Origin of the sequence: Chryseobacterium gotjawalense, from assembly GCF_030012525.1 — a bacterium.
Lineage (GTDB): Bacteria > Bacteroidota > Bacteroidia > Flavobacteriales > Weeksellaceae > Kaistella > Kaistella gotjawalense.
The window spans coordinates 663,900-683,118 of record NZ_CP124855.1 but is presented as its reverse complement, the minus strand read 5'-3'; the positions used below and the strand labels follow the sequence as shown (position 1 = coordinate 683,118).

Here is a 19,219-nt window from a genome sequence, read left to right as displayed (position 1 = left end):
ATAATAAAGCCGTTTGATATAGCTATTTATTCTTCTTTTTCTTTTTATCGTCCTTTTCTTTTTTCTTTTTTTTCTTTTTCGGAGCGGTAATCTCATTGAGAAATTCACTGAGTTCTGAATCCTCTTCTTTCTCCTGATTAGAGATTGCTGTCCCATTTTCTTCGAAGAACTGTTTTAAATCGGAATCTTTTAGAAGGTGTTCTTCACGTAATAATTTTACGAGTTCGGAAGGGGAATTATTAAAATAATCTTCCAGGAAAATCTTCAATAAATATTTTTTATAGTCGTCAAAAGGAATCGCAACAGTATATTGAAAAACACGCCCCTGTTTGTCAGTAGTAAGAAATTCTTTTTCGACCAATATTTTTAGAAAAGTTGAAATGGTATTAGGGTGCGGTTTTGGTTCAGGATATTGCTCAATAATCTCGCGCATATAAGCCGAATCAAGCCGCCACAAAACATTCATTAGAATTTCTTCTCCGGGAGTCAAATGACTTATTTTCATAATATATTATTGAATTTGAATAGTTGTATAAAGGTAAATAAAAGAAACGATACTCGCGATAACCGCGCCGCTGAGGACTTCTGCGGGGCTATGTCTTTTTAAAATGATTCTGCTGTATGCAACGGCGATAGAAATTGCAAGCCAGGCAAATCCATAAAAAGGATTCAAGGTAAACATCAAAGCAGCCACAAATATATTAATAGCAGTGTGCATCGAACTTTTGATGAAATAATTACTCACCTGCATTACGATTAATAATATCAAAAGAAATAACAGAACAAAATCAACTCTTGAGGATTGCCAATAGAAAAACGTTAAATACGCAACTATACTTCCTGCAAGAAAAAAGTAAAGACCTGTTCTTTGTTTGCGGTCAGAGACATCACTATCGGTATATTTTTTTGTTTTTACATGATAGAAAATCCAGAATGAAACAGGAATAATCATTATTAATAAAATCGGTAAAAAATGAGATAGTGTTTCTTTTAAGGAAAAATTCTGAGCACAGTATAAAATGAAATAGATGATTAAAGAATTCATAGGATTAAAAAAATCCGACAGATATTTTGAGATTTTTAACAAGACAGATGAGGGAGTTTTTAACATAAATTGTATTATTCTTTCAAAAGTAATATTTTTTAATGACTAAAATCAGAACAATGTTTTCTTATGCTACCAATAAAGACAAAGTTTTTTATTATTTTTGCTAAATATTTCCAACAAACATGAAACCGAGCGGTTCCATGCTGTTATAAAAAAGCAATAGTTATCACATGAAAGAATTTTCGAAAGAGGTGTACCTGAAGTGGTACGAAGAAATGACAATGTGGAGAAGGTTTGAAGACAAATGCCGTTCTCTTTATCTAAAACAAAAAATCAGAGGATTTTTACATTTATATAACGGTCAGGAAGCAATACCAGCTGGTTTTACACATGCGATGGATCTATCCAAAGACAGCATGATTACGGCGTATCGTTGTCACATTCATCCAATGGCAATGGGCGTAGATCCCAAAAGAATTTTAGCGGAACTTTGTGGGAAAGCCACTGGAACTTCTGGCGGAATGGGTGGCTCTATGCACATTTTCAGCAAAGAGCACCGTTTTTATGGTGGCCACGGAATTGTAGGCGGACAGATTCCATTAGGAGCAGGAATTGCTTTTGGCGATAAATACTTTGACAGAAAAGCGGTAAATATCTGTTTCTTCGGAGATGGAGCTGCAAGACAGGGATCTCTTCATGAAACCTTCAACATGGCGATGAACTGGAAACTTCCAGTGGTTTTCGTTGTCGAGAATAATGGATATGCAATGGGAACTTCTGTAAAAAGAACAGCCAATCATGAAGATATCTATAAATTAGGATTGGGTTACGAAATGCCTTGCCTTGCGGTGGATGCAATGGATCCTGAAAAAGTTGCTGAAGCAGCTTTTGAGGCAATTGAAAGAGCGAGAAGAGGAGACGGACCGACGTTCATCGAGGCGAGAACTTATCGTTTCAGAGGTCACTCTATGTCTGATGCAGAACCTTACAGAAGCAAAGAAGAAGTTGCTGAGTATAAAAAAGAAGACCCTATCGAAATCGTTAAGAAAAGAATCTTAGATAATAACTGGGCTACTGAAGACGAATTAACAGCAATGGAAGATAAATCCAAAGACTTCGTTGAAGAATGTGTCGAATTTATGGAGCAGTCTCCTTATCCGGATCTGGATAAAGTTTACGACTACGTTTATGCGCAGGAAGATTATCCTTTCATCAATAAATTAGAAAATAACTAAAAATAATTCATTTGAAATCTGATTTTTTATTAAAGTCAGATTTCATCTATTGAATCTAAAATAACAGAATATTATGGCAGAAGTGATTACAATGCCCCGTCTTTCAGATACGATGACGGACGGTAAAGTGGCGAAATGGCACAAGAAAGTAGGAGATGCAGTAAAAGAAGGAGATATCTTGGCCGAAATCGAAACTGACAAAGCCGTACAGGATTTCGAATCAGAATTTAACGGTACATTATTATTTATCGGTACAGAAGAAGGTGGCTCATCACCTGTTGATTCCGTATTGGCTATTATAGGAAACCCAGGTGAAGATATTTCTGCATTAACAGGCGGAAAAACCGAGACCGCAGTTTCAGAAAAAGCAGAAGAAAAGAAAACAGACGAACAACCCTCCACAGAAACGCAGTCTGCAGGCACCCAAGAAATTCCTGCCGGTGTTGAAGTAATCACAATGCCACGTCTTTCTGATACAATGACAGAAGGAAAAGTGGCAAAATGGCATTTCAAAGTTGGCGATACTGTAAAAGAAGGTGATGTTTTAGCAGAGATTGAAACCGATAAAGCCGTTCAGGATTTCGAATCAGAAGTGAATGGAACTTTACTTTACACCAGCGTTGGCGAAGGTGAAGCAAGTCCCGTTGATACTGTTTTAGCAATCATCGGACCTGCAGGAACTGATGTTTCCGGTCTAACTTCCGGTGGAGCGAAAAAAGCAGATTCAAAACCTGCTGCTGAAAAATCTTCAGAAAATGCTTCCGTTTCAGAAAATACATCTGCACAAACCGTTGCAAATTCTTCTACCGAAAGACTGGCCATTTCTCCTTTAGCTAAAAAAATGGCTGAAGACAAAGGAATTGATGTTCATTCTTTAAAAGGAACAGGTGAAAACGGTAGAATTGTAAAAAAAGATATTGAGAATTATCAGCCAGGTGCTGCTGCATCAGCTAAACAGGAAGTTTCAGCTTCGGCTGCAGTTGCTGCTCCGGCGCAGGTTGCTGTGAATTTCGTTCAGGGTCAAGATTCTGAAACTCCAAATTCACAGGTTAGAAACATTATTGCAAAACGTCTTTCTGAAAGTAAATTCACGGCGCCGCATTATTATCTGATCGTTGAAATCAATATGGATAAAGCGATTGAAGCCAGAAAAGAAATCAATTCTTTACCGGATACCAAGATTTCATTTAATGATATGATCATTAAAGCGACAGCGATGGCTTTAAGAAAACATCCGCAGGTGAATTCTACCTGGAAAGAAGATAAAATCATTCACCACGGAAATATCAACGTAGGTGTTGCTGTGGCAATTCCTGATGGATTAGTGGTTCCTGTGTTGAAAAATGCAGATCAGATGAATTACAATCAAATTTCTGCCGGCGTAAAAGATATGGCAGGAAGAGCGAAATCTAAAGGTTTGAAAGCTAATGAAATGGAAGGTTCTACTTTCTCAGTTTCTAACTTGGGAATGTTCGGCATTGAAACTTTCACCTCAATTATCAACCAACCAAACTCCGCAATTCTTTCAGTAGGAGCAATTGTTGAAAAACCAATTGTAAAAAATGGTCAAATCGTGGTTGGAAATGTCATGAAACTTTCATTGGCATGTGACCATAGAGTAGTTGACGGTGCGACAGGAGCGCAGTTTTTACAGACATTAAGAACGTATTTAGAACAACCTTTATCCTTGCTTCTGTAAGGCAAAAGTGGCTCTATTTTAATATAAACCTTTCAGCATTTATGTTGAAAGGTTTTTTAATTCTAAAACTGCGGGAAATTTGCAATAAATTAAAGCAAATTCACTATTTTTGAAACCATGATTAAAGCGCGTAATATTCATAAGTCCTACGGTGATTTAGAAGTGTTGAAAGGAGTTGATGTTCACATTTTAGAAGGCGAAGTCGTTTCCATTGTCGGCGAATCCGGCGCCGGAAAATCAACGTTACTTCAGATTTTGGGAACCCTTGATAAGCCCACTGATATTAAACATTTTGACACCCAAATCGAATTGGCAGGGCAGTCTTTCATTAATATGAGTGACCGGCAACTGTCGAAATTCAGAAATGAAAATATTGGGTTCGTCTTTCAGTTTCATCAGCTTTTACCTGAGTTTTCAGCCTTGGAAAATGTTTTGTTACCAACGAAAATAGCCGGTAAAAACGAGAAGGAATCGATAGATAAAGCTTATTCCCTTTTTGAAGATTTGAATATTGCCCACAGGATTCACCACAAACCGAATCAAATGTCCGGTGGTGAAGCGCAGAGAACAGCGGTCGCAAGAGCGTTGATTAATTCTCCTAAGATTATTTTCGCTGATGAACCAACCGGAAATTTAGATTCTAAAAATGCTGACGATTTACATCAGCTTTTCTTCGATTTACGGGACAAGTATAATCAAACCTTTGTAATTGTAACCCATAACATTCATCTTGCAGACACAACCGACCGTAAATTGGTAATGAAAGACGGCCAGATTATTTATTAAGATCTGTTTGTAAGAAAATCGCAATCGGTTTATTTTGCTTAAATTTAAAAGTTAATTCTGAAAATCCTTTGAAATGTCTATTAAATTTCTTGCAGAAGACGACCGGCCGAGAGAAAAGTTTTTACTAAAAGGTAAAAATGCACTTTCGGATGCGGAGCTGTTGGCCATCATTATGGGAAGCGGCAACAGAGAAAATTCTGCCGTAGAATTGGGAAGAAAAATTCTAAATTCTGTGGGGAATAACTGGCATAATTTATCACTTTTGCAAATTTCTGATTTAATGAAATTTAAAGGAATAGGAGAAGCCAAAGCCATCTCAATCGCCACTGCACTGGAAATTGGCAGAAGAAGAGCCGCTCAGGAAGTTCCTGAAAAAATACAAATCAGCAGTAGCAATGAAAGTTATAAAGTCTTACTTCCGTATTTATCAGATCTGCATACAGAAGAATTTTGGGCAATTTATCTGAATCAGAATAACAGAATTGTAGGCAAAGGCAGATTGTCTTCCGGAGGAATTAATCAGTCGGTGGTTGATATCAGAATTCTTTTTAAAATCGCTTTTGAACATCTTGCCACCGGAATTGTTATCGCTCATAACCATCCATCGGGCAATCTGAAACCCAGTTCAGAAGATTTAAGAATTACCAAACAAATTGCAGAAGCAGGCAAAATATTAAATATCCAGTTGCTGGATCATTTGATTATTGCGCAAAACTCTTACTTAAGTTTTGCAGACGAAAATTTATTATGATTAAAAAACTGAAGTATAACGAAATTGATTTTCAAAAATACCAAAACTGTTTGGAAAACGCCTGTCAAAATGCAGATTTTGCGGACCGGCAATTTTTAGATAGGGTATCGAACCGCCAATGGTTTCTTTTGGTTTACGGAGATTATGAAGCGGTAATGCCGGTTTCTTACGTTCGCAAATTTGGGTTTACTTTTATTCTGATGCCAAAAATCTGTCAGCAGTTAGGCGTTTTTTCTAAAGTAGATCATCCTGAAATCAATGAGCAGTTTTATGATTTTTTAGAGAAAAATTTTCTGGTTTTGATTTATGCTTTTAATGGTGAAAATCAGTTTAACAGATCTCTACAAAAGAAAACTTCATATCTTTTAAAGAAAGAAAACTATCAAACCGCTAAGAAAAATTACAGCAGTCACCGGAGAAGAAATGTACGGATCATCGGTGATTTGGCTGGGAATATTCATTTTAAAAAAGATTGGAACGGGAAGGATAAAGAGTTCTTTTTGAAAAATATAAAAGGGACAAATAAGGAGAAGGACAAGCATGCTTATTTCAAAATATTTGGTGAACTTTTGCAAAAAAACATTGGTCATCTTAGAATTCTCGAATTTAAAAAAGACATTCAGTCTTTTGTTTATTTATATGAAGGGAAAAATCGGCGGTATTTGAGTCTGTTTATTAATGGATATCCCCTGATTAATCCTAATTTTCCCTCAATTATGATTGATCATTGTCTGCAGGAGTTCATTGAAGGCAAAGATTTCGACTTTATGGGCAGTGATGTTGAGAATGTGGCAAAGTTTAACGAAAGATTTGGCGCTGTTGCTTACCAATATCCACTTTTAACCAATACCAGAATTACTTTATTGAAAAATTTATGGAAGAAATACAGAATTATCACTAATTTTGCACCGTAGAAAAAACCAATGATAGAATCGCCTTATTTTCCCTACGCATTTGCGCTACTGATTGCAGTTCCATTTTTGATATATACCAGACAGTTTGTGTACAGCTATATCAAATTCAAAAAACAGGAACTTAATTTTTTAACCGTAAAAGGACAATCCGAGCAGCGAATTCATGCATATGAAAGAATAACCCTTTTCCTGGAAAGAATAAAGCCTGCGAATTTGGTGACCAAATTTGATGAGAATTTAGCAACTCACGAATACTTGTTTTTGATTGAAAAAACCATTAACGAAGAATTTGATTATAATGCATCTCAACAGCTTTATTTAACTAAAAACTCCTGGAATAAAGTCGTAAACTGTAAAAATAATACGCTGCATTTGCTCCATAAAACCTACGAAAATCTGAGCAATGAAAGTACACTGCAGGATTACAAAACAGTTTTTTTGATGAATTACATGAACGGAGAGGATTATATTTCGACCTGTATAGAAGACCTGAGAAAAGAAAACTTAATTATAAATTAAAATAAAATAAAATAATGATACCGAATTTTAAAGCACATCCATGGCACGGGATTCCTGTTGGAGATGAAGCGCCAAATGTTGTAAATGTCTTTGTGGAAATTGTACCAAGTGATACCATAAAATATGAAATCGACAAACAGAGTGGTTATTTAAAAGTTGACCGTCCACAGCAGTTCTCCAATATCATTCCTGCTTTATACGGATTCATTCCGAGAACTTACTGTCATGATGAAGTATTGAAACTTGCCCTCGAAAGCGGTGCAGAAAACGTTACTGCGGGTGATTTAGACCCGTTGGATATTTGTGTATTGAGCTCTCACAATATTCACTCCGGTGGAATGCTGATGGAAGCTTTGCCGATCGGTGGTTTTAAAATGATTGATAAAGGGGAAGCTGATGACAAAATTGTTGCGGTAATGAAAGGCGACCATGCTTTTGGGCATTTCAGAGATATTACCGAATTGCCTCAGGCAGAAGTAAAGCGGTTAATGCATTATTTCCTTACCTACAAAAACCTTCCGGATGAGCCTGCAAAATGCACCATCCACGAAGTTTACGGTGCGGAACATGCGAAAAAAGTGATTCAGGCCTCACAGAAAGATTACGCAAATAAATTTGGTGGTTAATCCCTCAAATTGATTCAAAATTTAATAGACAAATGTTTTCATTTGTCTATTTTTATTTGAGTGAAAACATGAAAAACCTTGTGCTTGAATTTTTTAAATTTTTCATTTGTTTAAAGAAAAAAACAGTTTACGGTAGAACGAAAATCAATAGCTTTCTTCTACCCTAAAATGTTTCAAATGAAAATATTTGATACTTATGCGTCTCTTACAGGTTCAGCACAAATTTAAACATTCCCTAAAGCTGAACTTTTATTTTAAAGCCAGCATTCATTTTCATCTTAATTTGATCCGCCGTAATCCTGCTTGCCTGAATCTCGATGATTAAGGAATTTTGGTTGGTCCGGAAATATTCTAAAAGCTCTGTATTCTCTAATGTAAAAGAAATCGAGTTGGGATTGGTATTATCATAAGCTGTGGCGATTAACCGCTCCGTTTGATTAGGAGATTTCACATAGATTCTGGCGTTTTTGATGACATCTAATTTGTTGCCTCCTTGGGAACTTACATAATCCAGACTCAATGTATTGATCTGTACCGATTTCAGATTATTGATGGAAAAATTGGGATTATTTTCTTTAATCTTCGCATTTAAATCAATATTCATCGGGATTTCCGGAGTTCTGGTATAAGTTGCTGTACTCACAGCTGCAAACGGAACGTCTACTGTTGCACCAAACGGAACATCAAATGGCGGCAAGACATCTAAAACCGAATTCACAATGTCCCGACAACTTGTTGTAAAAAGCAGTACGAGTATTCCGGTGAGCAATGATAATTTTTTCATAATAATAAATTTTGATTTTTTTTAAAGCATTGCATTTATCATTCCAATCACCATTTTCAATGTAAAATTTCTATATTTGTTTTGACTTATAAATTTCATTTAAAGATAAATGGAGTACTGGTAACTAAAAAAATCCTGTTATGAGAAAAATTTCTATTTTACTGTTACTGATGATGGGCAGTTTCGGTTTTGCTCAAACTTACCAATTCGATTTTCTTACCAAATATGTGAGTACGAATCTTCAAAATAAACGGTCTAATGAGTTTGTTAGTTATAACAATTCAGATGATTTTTCTTATTATTTAAAGTTAAGAAAGAGTGATTCAGATTTTACGGCAACACTTTATGACCATGAAAGGAATTTAGCCCATCACTTTTCAGTAGTAGAATCTAAAGTTGGGAACGAAATTCAATTCCAATTTTTATATGTCAATACTTCTAAGTTGCAAAATATCATTAAACATGAAAATTACCGGTACGAATTTTCTGAAATCTCAGCTGATTCTCCAAAAATTATTTCTTTGAAAATTTACGCTTCAAAACGAGCAAAAAAACCAAGGGTTGAGAAGGAACTTACTCTAAAAAAGGCCAATAAAAATTTAATTCAATTATACCGTTCAGACTGGCTTCATTGGTCTGACAGCACTTATGACCTTTCTAAAATTGGAAATTACATCGTAGCAGAAAGTATAGAAAAATTTAACAATAATATTTGTCAAACTAATTTAAAGGAATACAAAAATGTGGACCTAAAAATTACGATTCCTAAAGAATTAAAATTCTAGCCTTTTAATTCCTTGACGATTATATCCACTTTAAAATTTTAATTATTGATATTAATAGAAAGTTAATAGCCCTAATAGAGCAAGAATGTTTTTAAAACCATCATATACTTGACTTTGCCTTTTCAATGTCGTATATTTGCACTCCGGAAATTTTTGTTTTTCGGATCTAATTTTTAAACCGTAATTTAAAAAGATGAAAACATCCCATTTTAACTTTGACTTGCCAGAAGAGCTTTTGGCAGAACATCCATCAGAACACAGAGACGAGGCAAAACTCATGGTCCTTAACCGAGCTACTCAAACCATTGAACATAAATTATTTAAAGATGTCGTAGATTATTTCGACGAACATGATCTTTTTATCTTTAATAATACCAAAGTTTTTCCAGCAAGATTGTATGGAAATAAAGAAAAAACAGGAGCCAAAATCGAAGTTTTCTTATTAAGAGAACTGGATAAAGAAACCCGCGTTTGGGACGTATTGGTAGATCCGGCCCGTAAAATCAGAATCGGTAATAAATTATTCTTTACCGAAGATGAAGGTTTGGTTGCTGAAGTTATAGACAATACCACTTCCAGAGGAAGAACTTTACGATTTTTATACGATGGTTCTTACGAAGAATTCCGTGCGAAATTAAAAGAACTGGGCGAAACTCCTCTTCCTAAATATTTCAAAAGAGAAGTAGAACCTGAAGATGCTGAACGTTACCAAACGATTTATGCAAAATATGAAGGTGCAGTAGCAGCGCCAACCGCAGGTTTACACTTTTCTAAACATTTGATGAAAAGACTGGAAATCAAAGGAATTGATTTTGCAGAAATTACACTTCATGTCGGTTTAGGTACCTTCAATCCCATTGAAGTTGAAGATTTATCAAAACACAAAATGGAGTCAGAGGAAGCGATTATCACTCAGGAAAACGCAGACATCATCAACAAAGCAGTAGCAGAAGGCAGAAGAGTTTGCGCAGTTGGAACCACGACGATGAGAACGATTGAAACTTCAGTTTCTTCCAACAAAAAAATCGGACCTTATCATGGCTGGACCAATAAATTTATTTTCCCGCCACACGATTTCGGTGTCGCCAACTGTATGATTACCAATTTCCACACCCCAAAATCTACATTAATGATGATGGTTGCAGCATTCGCTGGGAAAGATTTCCTGATGCATGCTTACGAAGAAGCCATCAAGCACAAATATAAATTCTATTCTTACGGTGACGCGATGCTGATCATCTAAGAATTAAGTTAAAAGAGCCAAGTAAAAAAACACATTTGTAAAACTTGGCTCTTTTTACTTTTTACTTGGCTCTTATATCAAATTATGAAAGACATCCGAACTTTATCGCTCGATCAGTTACAGGAATATTTCGTCTCTTTAGGCGAGAAACCTTTTCGTGCAAAACAAGTCTATGACTGGCTTTGGAGCAAAAACATGCATTCGGTCGATGAGATGACGAATCTTTCTAAAGATTTGAGAGACCGTATTTCACAGGAATACATCATCAATCCGATTTCGGTAGATCAGCTTCAAAGGTCGAAAGACGGAACCATTAAAAACGGCGTGAAATTACACGATGGACTTTTGGTAGAATCTGTTCTGATTCCGACTGAAACAAGAACTACAGCCTGCGTTTCTTCACAGGTCGGTTGTTCGCTGAACTGCGAGTTTTGCGCCACCGCACGGCTCAAACGAATGCGGAATCTGGAAGTTGCAGAAATCGTAGATCAGGTGGCCTTGATCGACAGACAAAGTAAATTATATTTTGGGCGGCCACTTTCAAATATCGTGTTTATGGGAATGGGCGAACCGATGATGAATTACAAAAACGTCGTAGAATCGATTAAAAAAATCACGGAACCTGAAGGAATGGGAATGTCTCCAAGACGGATTACCGTTTCAACCTCGGGAATTCCGAAGATGATTAAAATGTTGGCTGACGAAGATATTCGCGTGAAATTGGCGCTTTCTTTACATTCTGCCATTGAGAAAAAACGGAATGAAATCATGCCTTTTTCTGATAAATTCCCTTTAACCGATATTATGGATTCCCTGAAATATTGGTACGAAAAAACAGGAAATATTATCACTTTTGAATATTGTGTCTGGAAAGGAATTAATGATCAGGATGAAGACATCAAAGCTTTGATCCGGTATTGCAAACAGATTCCAAGCAAAGTAAACTTAATTCAATACAACCCAATCGGAGACGGAAAATATGACCAATGCAATAAAGCAGCGGAAGACAATTACGTTCGGCAGTTAGAAAAAGCAGGGATTACCGTGATGATCCGCAGAAGCCGCGGCGGCGATATTGATGCTGCTTGCGGACAACTCGCCAATAAAAGCAGTGAGTAATGTTTTCGCACATCGGCAAAACCAGAACTCCCAGACATAACCTTGGAATCGCTTCGCTACTTTCTTTTGTGGCGGGATTGGTGAATGTGGTAGGCTTTTTTTCCGTTCAGAAACTGACAACCAATGTGACCGGGCATTTTGCTTTTTTTGTAGATGAAGTTTTCAAACTCAATTTCGAAAATGCATTTCATGTCGCGTTGTTTGTTTTCTATTTTTTCTTCGGAGCTTTTTTTGCCAATTTTACGGTCGAAATCTATTCCAGAATCAGGGAAAATGAAACCTATGTTTTCCCCATTATTACTGAAGCTTTAATACTTACAATCATCGCTTTCACAGGAAATTATCTGATAAAGACAAATCCCGATGTCATCGCTTACAGCTTGCTTTTTGCCATGGGAATGCAGAACTCTTTGGTGACTAGTATATCGAAATCGATTGTTCGCACGACTCACCTAACCGGACTTTTCACCGATATGGGCATCGAATTTTCTCAGTTGTTTTTTTATAAAGATCAATTTCACAAACGCAGATTACTGAAATCTATAAAATTAAGAGTTACGATTATCTTCATGTTCTTTGTAGGCGGTGTTTCTGGTGGTATTTTGTTCGAGCATTTTGGCATCCAATCATTAATTCTCGGCTCAGTAATTTTGCTGGGAGGATTGCTTTACGATTTCATCAAAATCAGGCTCCTTTTATTAAAACGAAAAAACGGGTGATTACATGGAAGTATTGTGACTGTTGTGTTTTTTAAACAAATTTAAACAGCCATTTAATAATTAAAAATAGTAAATGAATAAGTTTTTTGTTGTACTCTCGATATTGGGTTCACTGAGTTTTTCTGCTCAACAGGATTATAGCTGGTTCAAAATTAACCGGTACAGAACAGCAGTTTTCAGCGATTCATTAAAAGAAAACTCTGGCTTGGATTTTTTCAACAACCGTCTTTTCACCATCAACGATAGCGGAAACAGTTCCGAAATTTTCGAAATCGACAGAAATTCCGGGAAAATTAAAAATATTTTTAAAACCAATTTAATTAATAAAGACTGGGAAGCAATTGCCTCAGATTCTACCAATTTATACATTGGTGATTTCGGTAACAATGTCGGTTCCAGGAAAGATTTAGTGATTTATAAAATCCCTTTTGACAGCGTTGTTAGCGCTTCAAACGCTGCCAACGCTAAGGAGATTTCCTTCTTTTATCCCGAACAGAAAGATTTCACCGCGAAAAATCTTAACAACGATTTCGATGCAGAAGCCATGATTTTTTTAAACGGAAAAATTCACATTTTCACGAAAGAATGGTTTTCAAAATCTACGACCCATTATACCATTGATCCCGCTATTTTAGAGAATCAGCCTGCACAAAAAACCGAAACCTTTTCAACAGGTTATGTTGTTACGGATGCTGCTTATTTTGATAACAAATTGTATCTGGTAGGGTATACCAAAAAAGCCGAAGTTTTTCTTTCCGTTTTTAATGAATCTGAACCCGGAATTTTCTTTAAAGAAAAACCAAAGAAATATTATCTCGGAAGTTCTTTAAGCATCGGACAAATCGAAGGAATTGCAGTTGATGGGAAAGGAATTTATATTTCAGGTGAGGAATTTAATTTACCTGTTTTTAAAGTAAAACCTTATTTATACTTTATTCCTTTTGAAAAACTGAAATAAATCAATTTGAATGCCCCAATAAATTCTGACATATTCTTTATTTATAATTATCTTTGTGCCTATTCATAAATTCTAATCCTTTATCAATCATTTGTGGCGAACATCGTAGAAGAAATAAAAAAACCGATTAATGCAGAGATGAAACTTTTTGAACAGAAGTTTTACGAATCGATGCAGAGCAATGTGGCACTTTTGGACAAGGTTACGCGATTTATCGTTACAACCAAAGGGAAACAAATGCGCCCGATGTTTGTATTTCTCTGTGCGAAATTAGTAGGCGAAGTGAATGAAAAATCTTTCCGTGGCGCGTCTATGATCGAGCTGATCCATACCGCAACTTTGGTGCATGATGATGTGGTAGATGAAAGTTTCAAACGCCGTAATTTCTTTTCCATCAATGCGTTGTGGAAAAACAAGATTGCGGTTTTGGTTGGTGATTATCTTTTGTCAAAAGCGGTTTTACTGTCGACCGATCACAAAGATTTCGATCTGTTAGCGGTAATTTCCAGAACGATTCGCGAGATGGCCGAAGGTGAACTGTTACAGTTGGAGAAAGCCCGGAAACTTGATATTACGGAAGAGGTGTATTATGAAATTATCCGCCAGAAAACGGCGACACTCATCGCGGCTTGTTGTGAAATCGGCGTGCTTTCTGCAAGCAATGATGAAACTTTAGCCAAAAAAATGATGGAGTTCGGAACGCATACGGGAATGGCTTTTCAAATTAAAGATGATTTATTCGATTACCTGACGACTACAATTATCGGAAAACCTGTCGGAATTGACATCAAAGAACAGAAGATGACTTTGCCCTTAATTTACACTTTAAAAATGGCCAACGAAAAAGACCGTAAGTATTTTTTCACAACCATAAAACGCTACAATAACGATCAGAAAAGGGTTAAAGAACTCATTGAATTTGTGAAAAAATCTGGAGGTCTGGATTATGCGGTAGGCAAAATGAAAGAATATCAGCAAAAAGCAAAAGATATTTTGGCTGATTTCCCTGAGTCCGAAGCAAAGAAATCATTACAGTTAATGCTTGATTACGTTATTGAAAGAAAATTCTAATTCTTTCTGAAATAAACCACTTTTTATTCAGCCGCAAAATCATATTTAACCACTAACCTTCAATTAAGAAGTTAAGATTATTAAGATTTCTTTCAGAAATTATTAGATGTAATCCTTTTGAACGCAGTATTTCGTTAAAAATAATGTGTTGAAAATATTTGTAGCAATAGGGCTTTGTGGTTAATGATATTAATCGATTTTCAAGTGAGTACTGTTCAATCTTAAAGAATTTAAAATCACCGAAAGCGAACTGAAACTCATCGCTGCAGCCGCAATCATCGGACTCATCAGAATACCGAAAACAGGGTAGAGCAAGCCTGCCGCAACAGGAATTCCCAAGGTATTATAAATGAAGGCAAAGAATAAATTCTCTGTGATGTTTTTCAGTAATTTCTCACTTAAAATTTTCGCTTTTGCAACGCCTAAAATATCTCCTTTCAATAAAGTGATTTGGGCGCTTTCGATGGCAACGGCAGTTCCGGTTCCCATCGCAATTCCTACGTTGGCTTGTGCGAGAGCCGGAGCATCATTGATTCCATCGCCCGCCATCGCTACGATTTTTCCTTCGCTCTGAAGCCGTTTAATTTCTGCTAATTTATCCTGCGGAAGACAGTTTGCGAAATATTTTGCAATCCCCAATTCATGCGCAACAGCTTTTGCGGTGTGTTCATTATCGCCGGTCATCATTATCACTTCCACATTATTCTCTTTCAAAAACTGAATAGCGCGTTTCGAACTTTCTTTAATATTATCTGAAAAACTGAGGATTCCTAAAACATGATTTCCTTTTACTAAAAAAGAAATGGTTTTCGCCTGATCTTCATTTTCCTGAATTTTCTGCTCTAAAGAATCTGGAATTTCAATGTTAAACTGTTTTAAAAGAGAATTATTTCCCAACAAAATAGTTTCACCCTTAACTGATCCTTTTACGCCTTTTCCGGAAATGTTTTCAAAGTTTTCAACCTTTTCAAAATCCTGATTTTCTTTTTTAAATTCAGTTAAAACTGCATTCGAAAGTGGGTGTTCAGAATTTTGATTAAGAGAAGCCGCCAATTTCAAAACCCAATTTTTATCATTATTCCCTGACGCAATTACTTCGTCCAGTTTTGGTTTTCCCTCTGTTAAAGTACCTGTTTTATCGGTAATCAGCACATTTACTTTATGCATTTGTTCAAGTGCTTCCGCATTCTTAATGAGAATTCCGTTTTTCGCACCTTTCGCAATTCCGACGGTTAAGGACATCGGCGTTGCCAAACCTAAAGCGCATGGGCAGGCCACAATTAAAACGGCAACAGCGTTGACCAAAGCATAAATCAAGGCATTTTCTCCGCCGAAAATCCGCCAGAATATAAAAGTCAAAATTGAAATTCCGATGACGGTGGGAACAAAAACTTTTGATATTTTATCGGCTAACTTTTGTATCGGAGCTTTACTTTTGGTTGCGTCATTCACCATCTTAATGATTTGCGAAAGCAAAGTTTGGTCGCCTACTTTTTCGGCTTTCATCAGAAAGCTGCCGTTTCCGTTGATCGTTCCGGAGGTCACCATCATTCCCGGGGTTTTCTCTACCGGAACTGGTTCGCCCGTAATCATGCTTTCGTCAACATTCGAATTTCCTTCGGTAATTTTTCCGTCAACCGGAATTTTTTCTCCCGGTTTTACCCGTAATATATTTCCAATTCGAACTTCAGAAAGCGGAACTTTTCGCTCCATATTATTAATGATAAGATTGGCTTCATCAGGAGAAAGGTTCATTAATTCCTCGATCGCTTTTCCGGTTTTCTGGTGCGCTCTGGCTTCGAGCATCTGGCCCATAATCACCAAAGTCAAGATCACAGAAACGGACTCGAAGTAAAGCGGTATTTTTCCGCCATGTGTAATTTCGTGCGGTAAAATTTCCGGGAATAATAAAGCGAGCAAACTGAATATGAAAGCGGCGGCTGCTCCTAATGCTATCAGCGAGAACATATTGAGATTCCAGGTTTTAAAGGAAATCCAGCCTCTTTTTAATAAAAACCAACCCGCATAAAAAATCACGGGAACCGACAGTAAAAGTTCTAGGATTCCCTGCGTTTTATTTGAAAAAGGAAATTCAAACCACATTCCTCCCATCGATAAAATGAAAACAGGAATGGTGAAAACCAGCGCGGTCAGAAATTTAGTTCTTAACAGTTTAAAAGTATCATCACCGGAAGATTTTTCTCCTTTTTCTGGAATTTTAACCAGATCCATTCCACAAACCGGGCAACCTACGTTGGAATCATAGACTTTGTCGCCTTCGCAAAACATTGGGCAGTAATACTTTCCTGCGTTATTTACCTGATCAATCACCGGTTCTGCTTTTTTTTCACTGTTGTGATGATGATGGGATGACGCATTCACCAGATCCTGCGTGATTTCTTCGAGATGCATGTGGCAGACCGGGCAACCTACATCAGAAGGGTAGGTTTTATCGCTTTCGCAAAACATCGGACAAAAATATTCCCCGATTTTATCGCCAAAACTTTCAGGAAGGTTCGTTTTTGAAAAAGTCTGTGGTTTATTTTGATAATCAGCTCTTTCCTCGATAGGAACCAGATACATATTGCAGACAGGGCAACGTTTTCCCGGTGTAAAATACACTTTTTCACCTTCACATTCCATGGGGCAATAATAAACGGAACTTGGCGAAATCCTTTCGGACGGAGGTATGTTTGATGGAGACATTTTTAGGATTTATTTACAAATTTCCAGCTTTTTCTACGAAAGCTGTTATAAAGATAAGGAAGTTTGTTATAAAATTTAGAATAATGAAATTCCGCTGAACTTACTGATCGTTAAATCTGATCGAGAGCAATACGGTTTTTAGATTTCAGTTTTTTAAAGGAAGTAGGATTGAATCCTGTGCAGCTTTTAAACTGAGCAGAAAGATGCTGAACACTTTTGTAGCCTAATTTTTGGGAAATTTCTGTCAATGTAAATTCGTTGTATAAAAGAAGTTCCTTCGCTTTCTCAATCTTTTGCAGAATAAAATACTGCTCCAAAGTGACATTTTCATTCATTGAAAAAGTTTTTGAAAGTAAACTGTAATCTTTTCCAAAATGCGTACTGATGAATTTTGATAAAATAAAATCCTCATCAATATCTAACTTGTTGATTTCTATGATAATGATTTTCTTAATTTGTTCAATTTGAGTTTTTACAGCATCTTCAAGAAGCTCAAATCCCTGTTTTTTCAATTGATCATTCAGGATTGTTAATTCTGATTGAGAAAGTAAATTTACCGTTTCTGCTTCACCCAATTCTAGGGCAGAAATCGGGATTTTCAAATCTTTAAATAGGGTATTGACCGCTGAGATACAGCGGTCACAAACCATATTTTTAATATTGATCTTCATCTTGATTTTTTAACCGGTCGGCAATAAATTCAATTTTGGTTTTACCGTGCTTTGTTGGTTTTCCTTCCATATTAACCCCGACGAATATAATTTTATCAATGGTAATAATAGTTTGTCGCGTCATCATATTCCGGACTTCACACCGTAAAGTGATACTCGTATTTCCGAAATCTATGGCCTCAATCCCGATTTCAATAATATCGCCCTGCTTAGCGGAACTGATGAAGTTAATTTCCGAAATATATTTGGTGACACAACGCGGTGTTTCGAGTTGTACTATCGCATAAAGTGCAGCTTCTTCGTCGATCCACTGCAACAGTCGACCTCCAAATAAAGTATGATTAGGATTTAAATCTTCCGGTTTGATCCATTTTCTGGTATGATAGTTCATTTTTTTTTATTTTTTAATTAATACTTATTATTCCGAATGCAAAGATATTATAAAGTGTTATTATTCAATCGATTACTATGAAAAAACTCTTCTTTTAGCATAGAAAATTTAAACTCCTGTTCAGTTCCAAAAGAAAATCTTAACTGCTCTTCATCTTAATGTTTAAAAATAAGCGGTCAGTTCTGTCTCTTTTCTATCACAAAAGTTTTGATTGCAATAATTCACAAGTTCGTACAGTTTAAGCAACTATTTTCCTTTTTCCAATAAGGGTTTTTAAAATAATCTGCTAAGGAAATTTTAATTACTCTTCATTTCTTAATGTTGAAATAAGACAGTGTTTCTTCCTGCACTCTTTTATTTCATCTTATCTTGTAAAAACAAGTTTTGTTTCTGTGGAAAGTTCTTCAGCAATACGGTAGTTTTCAAGGTTAAATCCTTTTACTTCATCTAATGTTTTTACCTCATTCTGAGCACAATATCTGGTGACTAAACCTCTTGCATGTTTGGTGTAAACCACAATGGTCTTCAGTTTTCCCTCTTTATATTCATAGAAATCAAAATCGATAATCGGTGCTTTTAATTTTGTTTTATCAATGACTTTGAAATATTCTTTACTAGCTAAATTCAGAACAATATCTTTTGATTTTAATTCACTGTTAAGTTGCTCTGTAACTTTGTCTTTCCAGAATTCATAGAGGTTTTTGTATTGGTCAAACTCAAATTTCCGACCCATTTCCAAACGGTAAAGCATTACTTTATCTGAAGGTCTTAACAATCCGTACAATCCTGAAAGTATACGGTAATTTTTCTGGAGATATTTGATTGATTTTTCGTCCAGTGATTTCGCATCTAAACCACGATAAACTTCGCCGCTGAAAGCCATTAAAGCTGGCGCAGATTCTTTGGATGAAGGTTTTGCCTTCCAATTTTGGTTTCGTTCCCAATTCTCATCAGCAAGTTTTGGTGAAATCTCCATGAGCTCTGATAAATATTTGGGAGACTTCTGTTTTAAAGTTTTTAGTATAAAGTCGGCATGGTCAATGAAGTTCGGATGTGTTGGTTTTAGAAATTCACTGGAATTTTCAATGTTCATGAGTTTTGCCGGCGATGTAATGATTTTCATTTTCTGAAATAATTATAATATATTGTTGCTGTTGGAAATGTAGTGTAGTTTACGTTCCTGTCTAATGGGAG

20 protein-coding genes are annotated in these 19,219 nt (G+C 36.2%); 13 read left to right on the top strand and 7 right to left on the bottom strand.

The window, feature by feature from the left end; genetic code table 11:
- Positions 1-22 precede the first annotated feature (22 nt).
- Together QGN23_RS03050 and QGN23_RS03045 are read right to left on the bottom strand one after the other, a co-directional pair.
- Entirely contained in the window at positions 23-505 is a 483-nt protein-coding gene (locus QGN23_RS03050; RefSeq protein ID WP_282905564.1) for a BlaI/MecI/CopY family transcriptional regulator, read from the bottom strand.
- 6 nt (positions 506-511) lie between these two features.
- A complete protein-coding gene (locus QGN23_RS03045) occupies positions 512-952 on the bottom strand; it encodes a phosphatase PAP2 family protein (protein ID WP_282905563.1) in 441 nt (146 codons plus the stop codon).
- 326 nt (positions 953-1,278) lie between these two features.
- On the opposite strand from QGN23_RS03045, the gene pdhA reads away from it, so the two are divergent.
- From pdhA to QGN23_RS03010, 7 genes are all read left to right on the top strand, one after another.
- Entirely contained in the window at positions 1,279-2,283 is a 1,005-nt protein-coding gene (gene pdhA, locus QGN23_RS03040; RefSeq protein ID WP_282905562.1) for a pyruvate dehydrogenase (acetyl-transferring) E1 component subunit alpha, read from the top strand.
- A 73-nt stretch (positions 2,284-2,356) separates the two neighbouring features.
- A complete protein-coding gene (locus QGN23_RS03035; protein WP_282905561.1) occupies positions 2,357-3,982 on the top strand; it encodes a pyruvate dehydrogenase complex dihydrolipoamide acetyltransferase in 1,626 nt (541 codons plus the stop codon).
- Positions 3,983-4,099: 117 nt separating this feature from the next.
- Positions 4,100-4,768, top strand: coding sequence for an ABC transporter ATP-binding protein (locus QGN23_RS03030; protein ID WP_282905560.1), 669 nt, complete (start codon positions 4,100-4,102; stop codon positions 4,766-4,768).
- 73 nt (positions 4,769-4,841) lie between these two features.
- Positions 4,842-5,519 (top strand): RadC family protein, encoded by a 678-nt coding sequence (gene radC / locus QGN23_RS03025; protein ID WP_282905559.1) that lies wholly within the window; start codon positions 4,842-4,844, stop codon positions 5,517-5,519.
- Positions 5,516-6,433, top strand: a complete 918-nt coding sequence (locus QGN23_RS03020; protein ID WP_282905558.1) for a hypothetical protein — start codon at positions 5,516-5,518, stop codon at positions 6,431-6,433. The genes radC and QGN23_RS03020 overlap by 4 nt, the downstream gene beginning before the upstream one ends.
- A 9-nt stretch (positions 6,434-6,442) precedes the next feature.
- Positions 6,443-6,952: a DUF7935 family protein gene (locus tag QGN23_RS03015; RefSeq protein WP_282905557.1), complete on the top strand. Its 510-nt coding sequence runs from the start codon at positions 6,443-6,445 to the stop codon at positions 6,950-6,952.
- Between the two features lie 14 nt (positions 6,953-6,966).
- The gene (locus QGN23_RS03010) at positions 6,967-7,578 is read left to right on the top strand and encodes an inorganic pyrophosphatase (RefSeq protein WP_282905556.1); all 612 of its coding nucleotides are present in this window, start codon (positions 6,967-6,969) and stop codon (positions 7,576-7,578) included.
- Positions 7,579-7,813: 235 nt separating this feature from the next.
- Here QGN23_RS03010 and QGN23_RS03005 read toward each other — a convergent pair whose 3' ends face one another.
- Positions 7,814-8,362, bottom strand: a complete 549-nt coding sequence (locus QGN23_RS03005; protein WP_282905555.1) for a hypothetical protein — start codon at positions 8,360-8,362, stop codon at positions 7,814-7,816.
- A gap of 140 nt (positions 8,363-8,502) precedes the next feature.
- On the opposite strand from QGN23_RS03005, the gene QGN23_RS03000 reads away from it, so the two are divergent.
- The 6 genes from QGN23_RS03000 (at position 8,503) to QGN23_RS02975 (ending at position 14,257) form a co-directional block, all read left to right on the top strand.
- A complete protein-coding gene (locus tag QGN23_RS03000) occupies positions 8,503-9,147 on the top strand; it encodes a hypothetical protein (RefSeq protein WP_282905554.1) in 645 nt (214 codons plus the stop codon).
- 193 nt (positions 9,148-9,340) lie between these two features.
- The gene (queA, locus tag QGN23_RS02995) at positions 9,341-10,390 is read left to right on the top strand and encodes a tRNA preQ1(34) S-adenosylmethionine ribosyltransferase-isomerase QueA (protein ID WP_282905553.1); all 1,050 of its coding nucleotides are present in this window, start codon (positions 9,341-9,343) and stop codon (positions 10,388-10,390) included.
- 84 nt (positions 10,391-10,474) lie between these two features.
- Positions 10,475-11,509 (top strand): 23S rRNA (adenine(2503)-C(2))-methyltransferase RlmN, encoded by a 1,035-nt coding sequence (gene rlmN / locus QGN23_RS02990; RefSeq protein WP_282905552.1) that lies wholly within the window; start codon positions 10,475-10,477, stop codon positions 11,507-11,509.
- Entirely contained in the window at positions 11,509-12,228 is a 720-nt protein-coding gene (locus tag QGN23_RS02985; RefSeq protein ID WP_282905551.1) for a YoaK family protein, read from the top strand. The genes rlmN and QGN23_RS02985 overlap by 1 nt, the downstream gene beginning before the upstream one ends.
- A gap of 73 nt (positions 12,229-12,301) precedes the next feature.
- Positions 12,302-13,186 (top strand): hypothetical protein, encoded by an 885-nt coding sequence (locus QGN23_RS02980; protein ID WP_282905550.1) that lies wholly within the window; start codon positions 12,302-12,304, stop codon positions 13,184-13,186.
- Between the two features lie 93 nt (positions 13,187-13,279).
- Positions 13,280-14,257 (top strand): polyprenyl synthetase family protein, encoded by a 978-nt coding sequence (locus tag QGN23_RS02975; protein ID WP_282905549.1) that lies wholly within the window; start codon positions 13,280-13,282, stop codon positions 14,255-14,257.
- Positions 14,258-14,446: 189 nt separating this feature from the next.
- On the opposite strand, the gene QGN23_RS02970 is transcribed toward QGN23_RS02975, so the two are convergent.
- The 4 genes from QGN23_RS02970 to yaaA form a co-directional block, all read right to left on the bottom strand.
- The gene (locus QGN23_RS02970; protein ID WP_282905548.1) at positions 14,447-16,963 is read right to left on the bottom strand and encodes a copper-transporting P-type ATPase; all 2,517 of its coding nucleotides are present in this window, start codon (positions 16,961-16,963) and stop codon (positions 14,447-14,449) included.
- Positions 16,964-17,073: 110 nt separating this feature from the next.
- The gene (locus QGN23_RS02965) at positions 17,074-17,634 is read right to left on the bottom strand and encodes a helix-turn-helix domain-containing protein (protein WP_282905547.1); all 561 of its coding nucleotides are present in this window, start codon (positions 17,632-17,634) and stop codon (positions 17,074-17,076) included.
- Positions 17,618-18,025 (bottom strand): acyl-CoA thioesterase, encoded by a 408-nt coding sequence (locus tag QGN23_RS02960; protein WP_282905546.1) that lies wholly within the window; start codon positions 18,023-18,025, stop codon positions 17,618-17,620. The genes QGN23_RS02965 and QGN23_RS02960 overlap by 17 nt, the downstream gene beginning before the upstream one ends.
- Before the next feature lie 364 nt (positions 18,026-18,389).
- Entirely contained in the window at positions 18,390-19,148 is a 759-nt protein-coding gene (yaaA, locus tag QGN23_RS02955; RefSeq protein WP_282905545.1) for a peroxide stress protein YaaA, read from the bottom strand.
- Between the last annotated feature and the right edge of the window lie 71 nt (positions 19,149-19,219).

Bases quoted from the DNA above. Each gene is read 5' to 3' on its own strand.
- QGN23_RS03050 (WP_282905564.1), bottom strand. From the start codon at position 505: ATGAAAATAAGTCATTTGACTCCCGGAGAAGAAATTCTAATGAATGTT.
- QGN23_RS03045 (WP_282905563.1), bottom strand. From the start codon at position 952: ATGATTATTCCTGTTTCATTCTGGATTTTCTATCATGTAAAAACAAAA.
- pdhA (WP_282905562.1), top strand. From the start codon at position 1,279: ATGAAAGAATTTTCGAAAGAGGTGTACCTGAAGTGGTACGAAGAAATG.
- QGN23_RS03035 (WP_282905561.1), top strand. From the start codon at position 2,357: ATGGCAGAAGTGATTACAATGCCCCGTCTTTCAGATACGATGACGGAC.
- QGN23_RS03030 (WP_282905560.1), top strand. From the start codon at position 4,100: ATGATTAAAGCGCGTAATATTCATAAGTCCTACGGTGATTTAGAAGTG.
- radC (WP_282905559.1), top strand. From the start codon at position 4,842: ATGTCTATTAAATTTCTTGCAGAAGACGACCGGCCGAGAGAAAAGTTT.
- QGN23_RS03020 (WP_282905558.1), top strand. From the start codon at position 5,516: ATGATTAAAAAACTGAAGTATAACGAAATTGATTTTCAAAAATACCAA.
- QGN23_RS03015 (WP_282905557.1), top strand. From the start codon at position 6,443: ATGATAGAATCGCCTTATTTTCCCTACGCATTTGCGCTACTGATTGCA.
- QGN23_RS03010 (WP_282905556.1), top strand. From the start codon at position 6,967: ATGATACCGAATTTTAAAGCACATCCATGGCACGGGATTCCTGTTGGA.
- QGN23_RS03005 (WP_282905555.1), bottom strand. From the start codon at position 8,362: ATGAAAAAATTATCATTGCTCACCGGAATACTCGTACTGCTTTTTACA.
- QGN23_RS03000 (WP_282905554.1), top strand. From the start codon at position 8,503: ATGAGAAAAATTTCTATTTTACTGTTACTGATGATGGGCAGTTTCGGT.
- queA (WP_282905553.1), top strand. From the start codon at position 9,341: ATGAAAACATCCCATTTTAACTTTGACTTGCCAGAAGAGCTTTTGGCA.
- rlmN (WP_282905552.1), top strand. From the start codon at position 10,475: ATGAAAGACATCCGAACTTTATCGCTCGATCAGTTACAGGAATATTTC.
- QGN23_RS02985 (WP_282905551.1), top strand. From the start codon at position 11,509: ATGTTTTCGCACATCGGCAAAACCAGAACTCCCAGACATAACCTTGGA.
- QGN23_RS02980 (WP_282905550.1), top strand. From the start codon at position 12,302: ATGAATAAGTTTTTTGTTGTACTCTCGATATTGGGTTCACTGAGTTTT.
- QGN23_RS02970 (WP_282905548.1), bottom strand. From the start codon at position 16,963: ATGTCTCCATCAAACATACCTCCGTCCGAAAGGATTTCGCCAAGTTCC.
- QGN23_RS02965 (WP_282905547.1), bottom strand. From the start codon at position 17,634: ATGAAGATCAATATTAAAAATATGGTTTGTGACCGCTGTATCTCAGCG.
- QGN23_RS02960 (WP_282905546.1), bottom strand. From the start codon at position 18,025: ATGAACTATCATACCAGAAAATGGATCAAACCGGAAGATTTAAATCCT.
- yaaA (WP_282905545.1), bottom strand. From the start codon at position 19,148: ATGAAAATCATTACATCGCCGGCAAAACTCATGAACATTGAAAATTCC.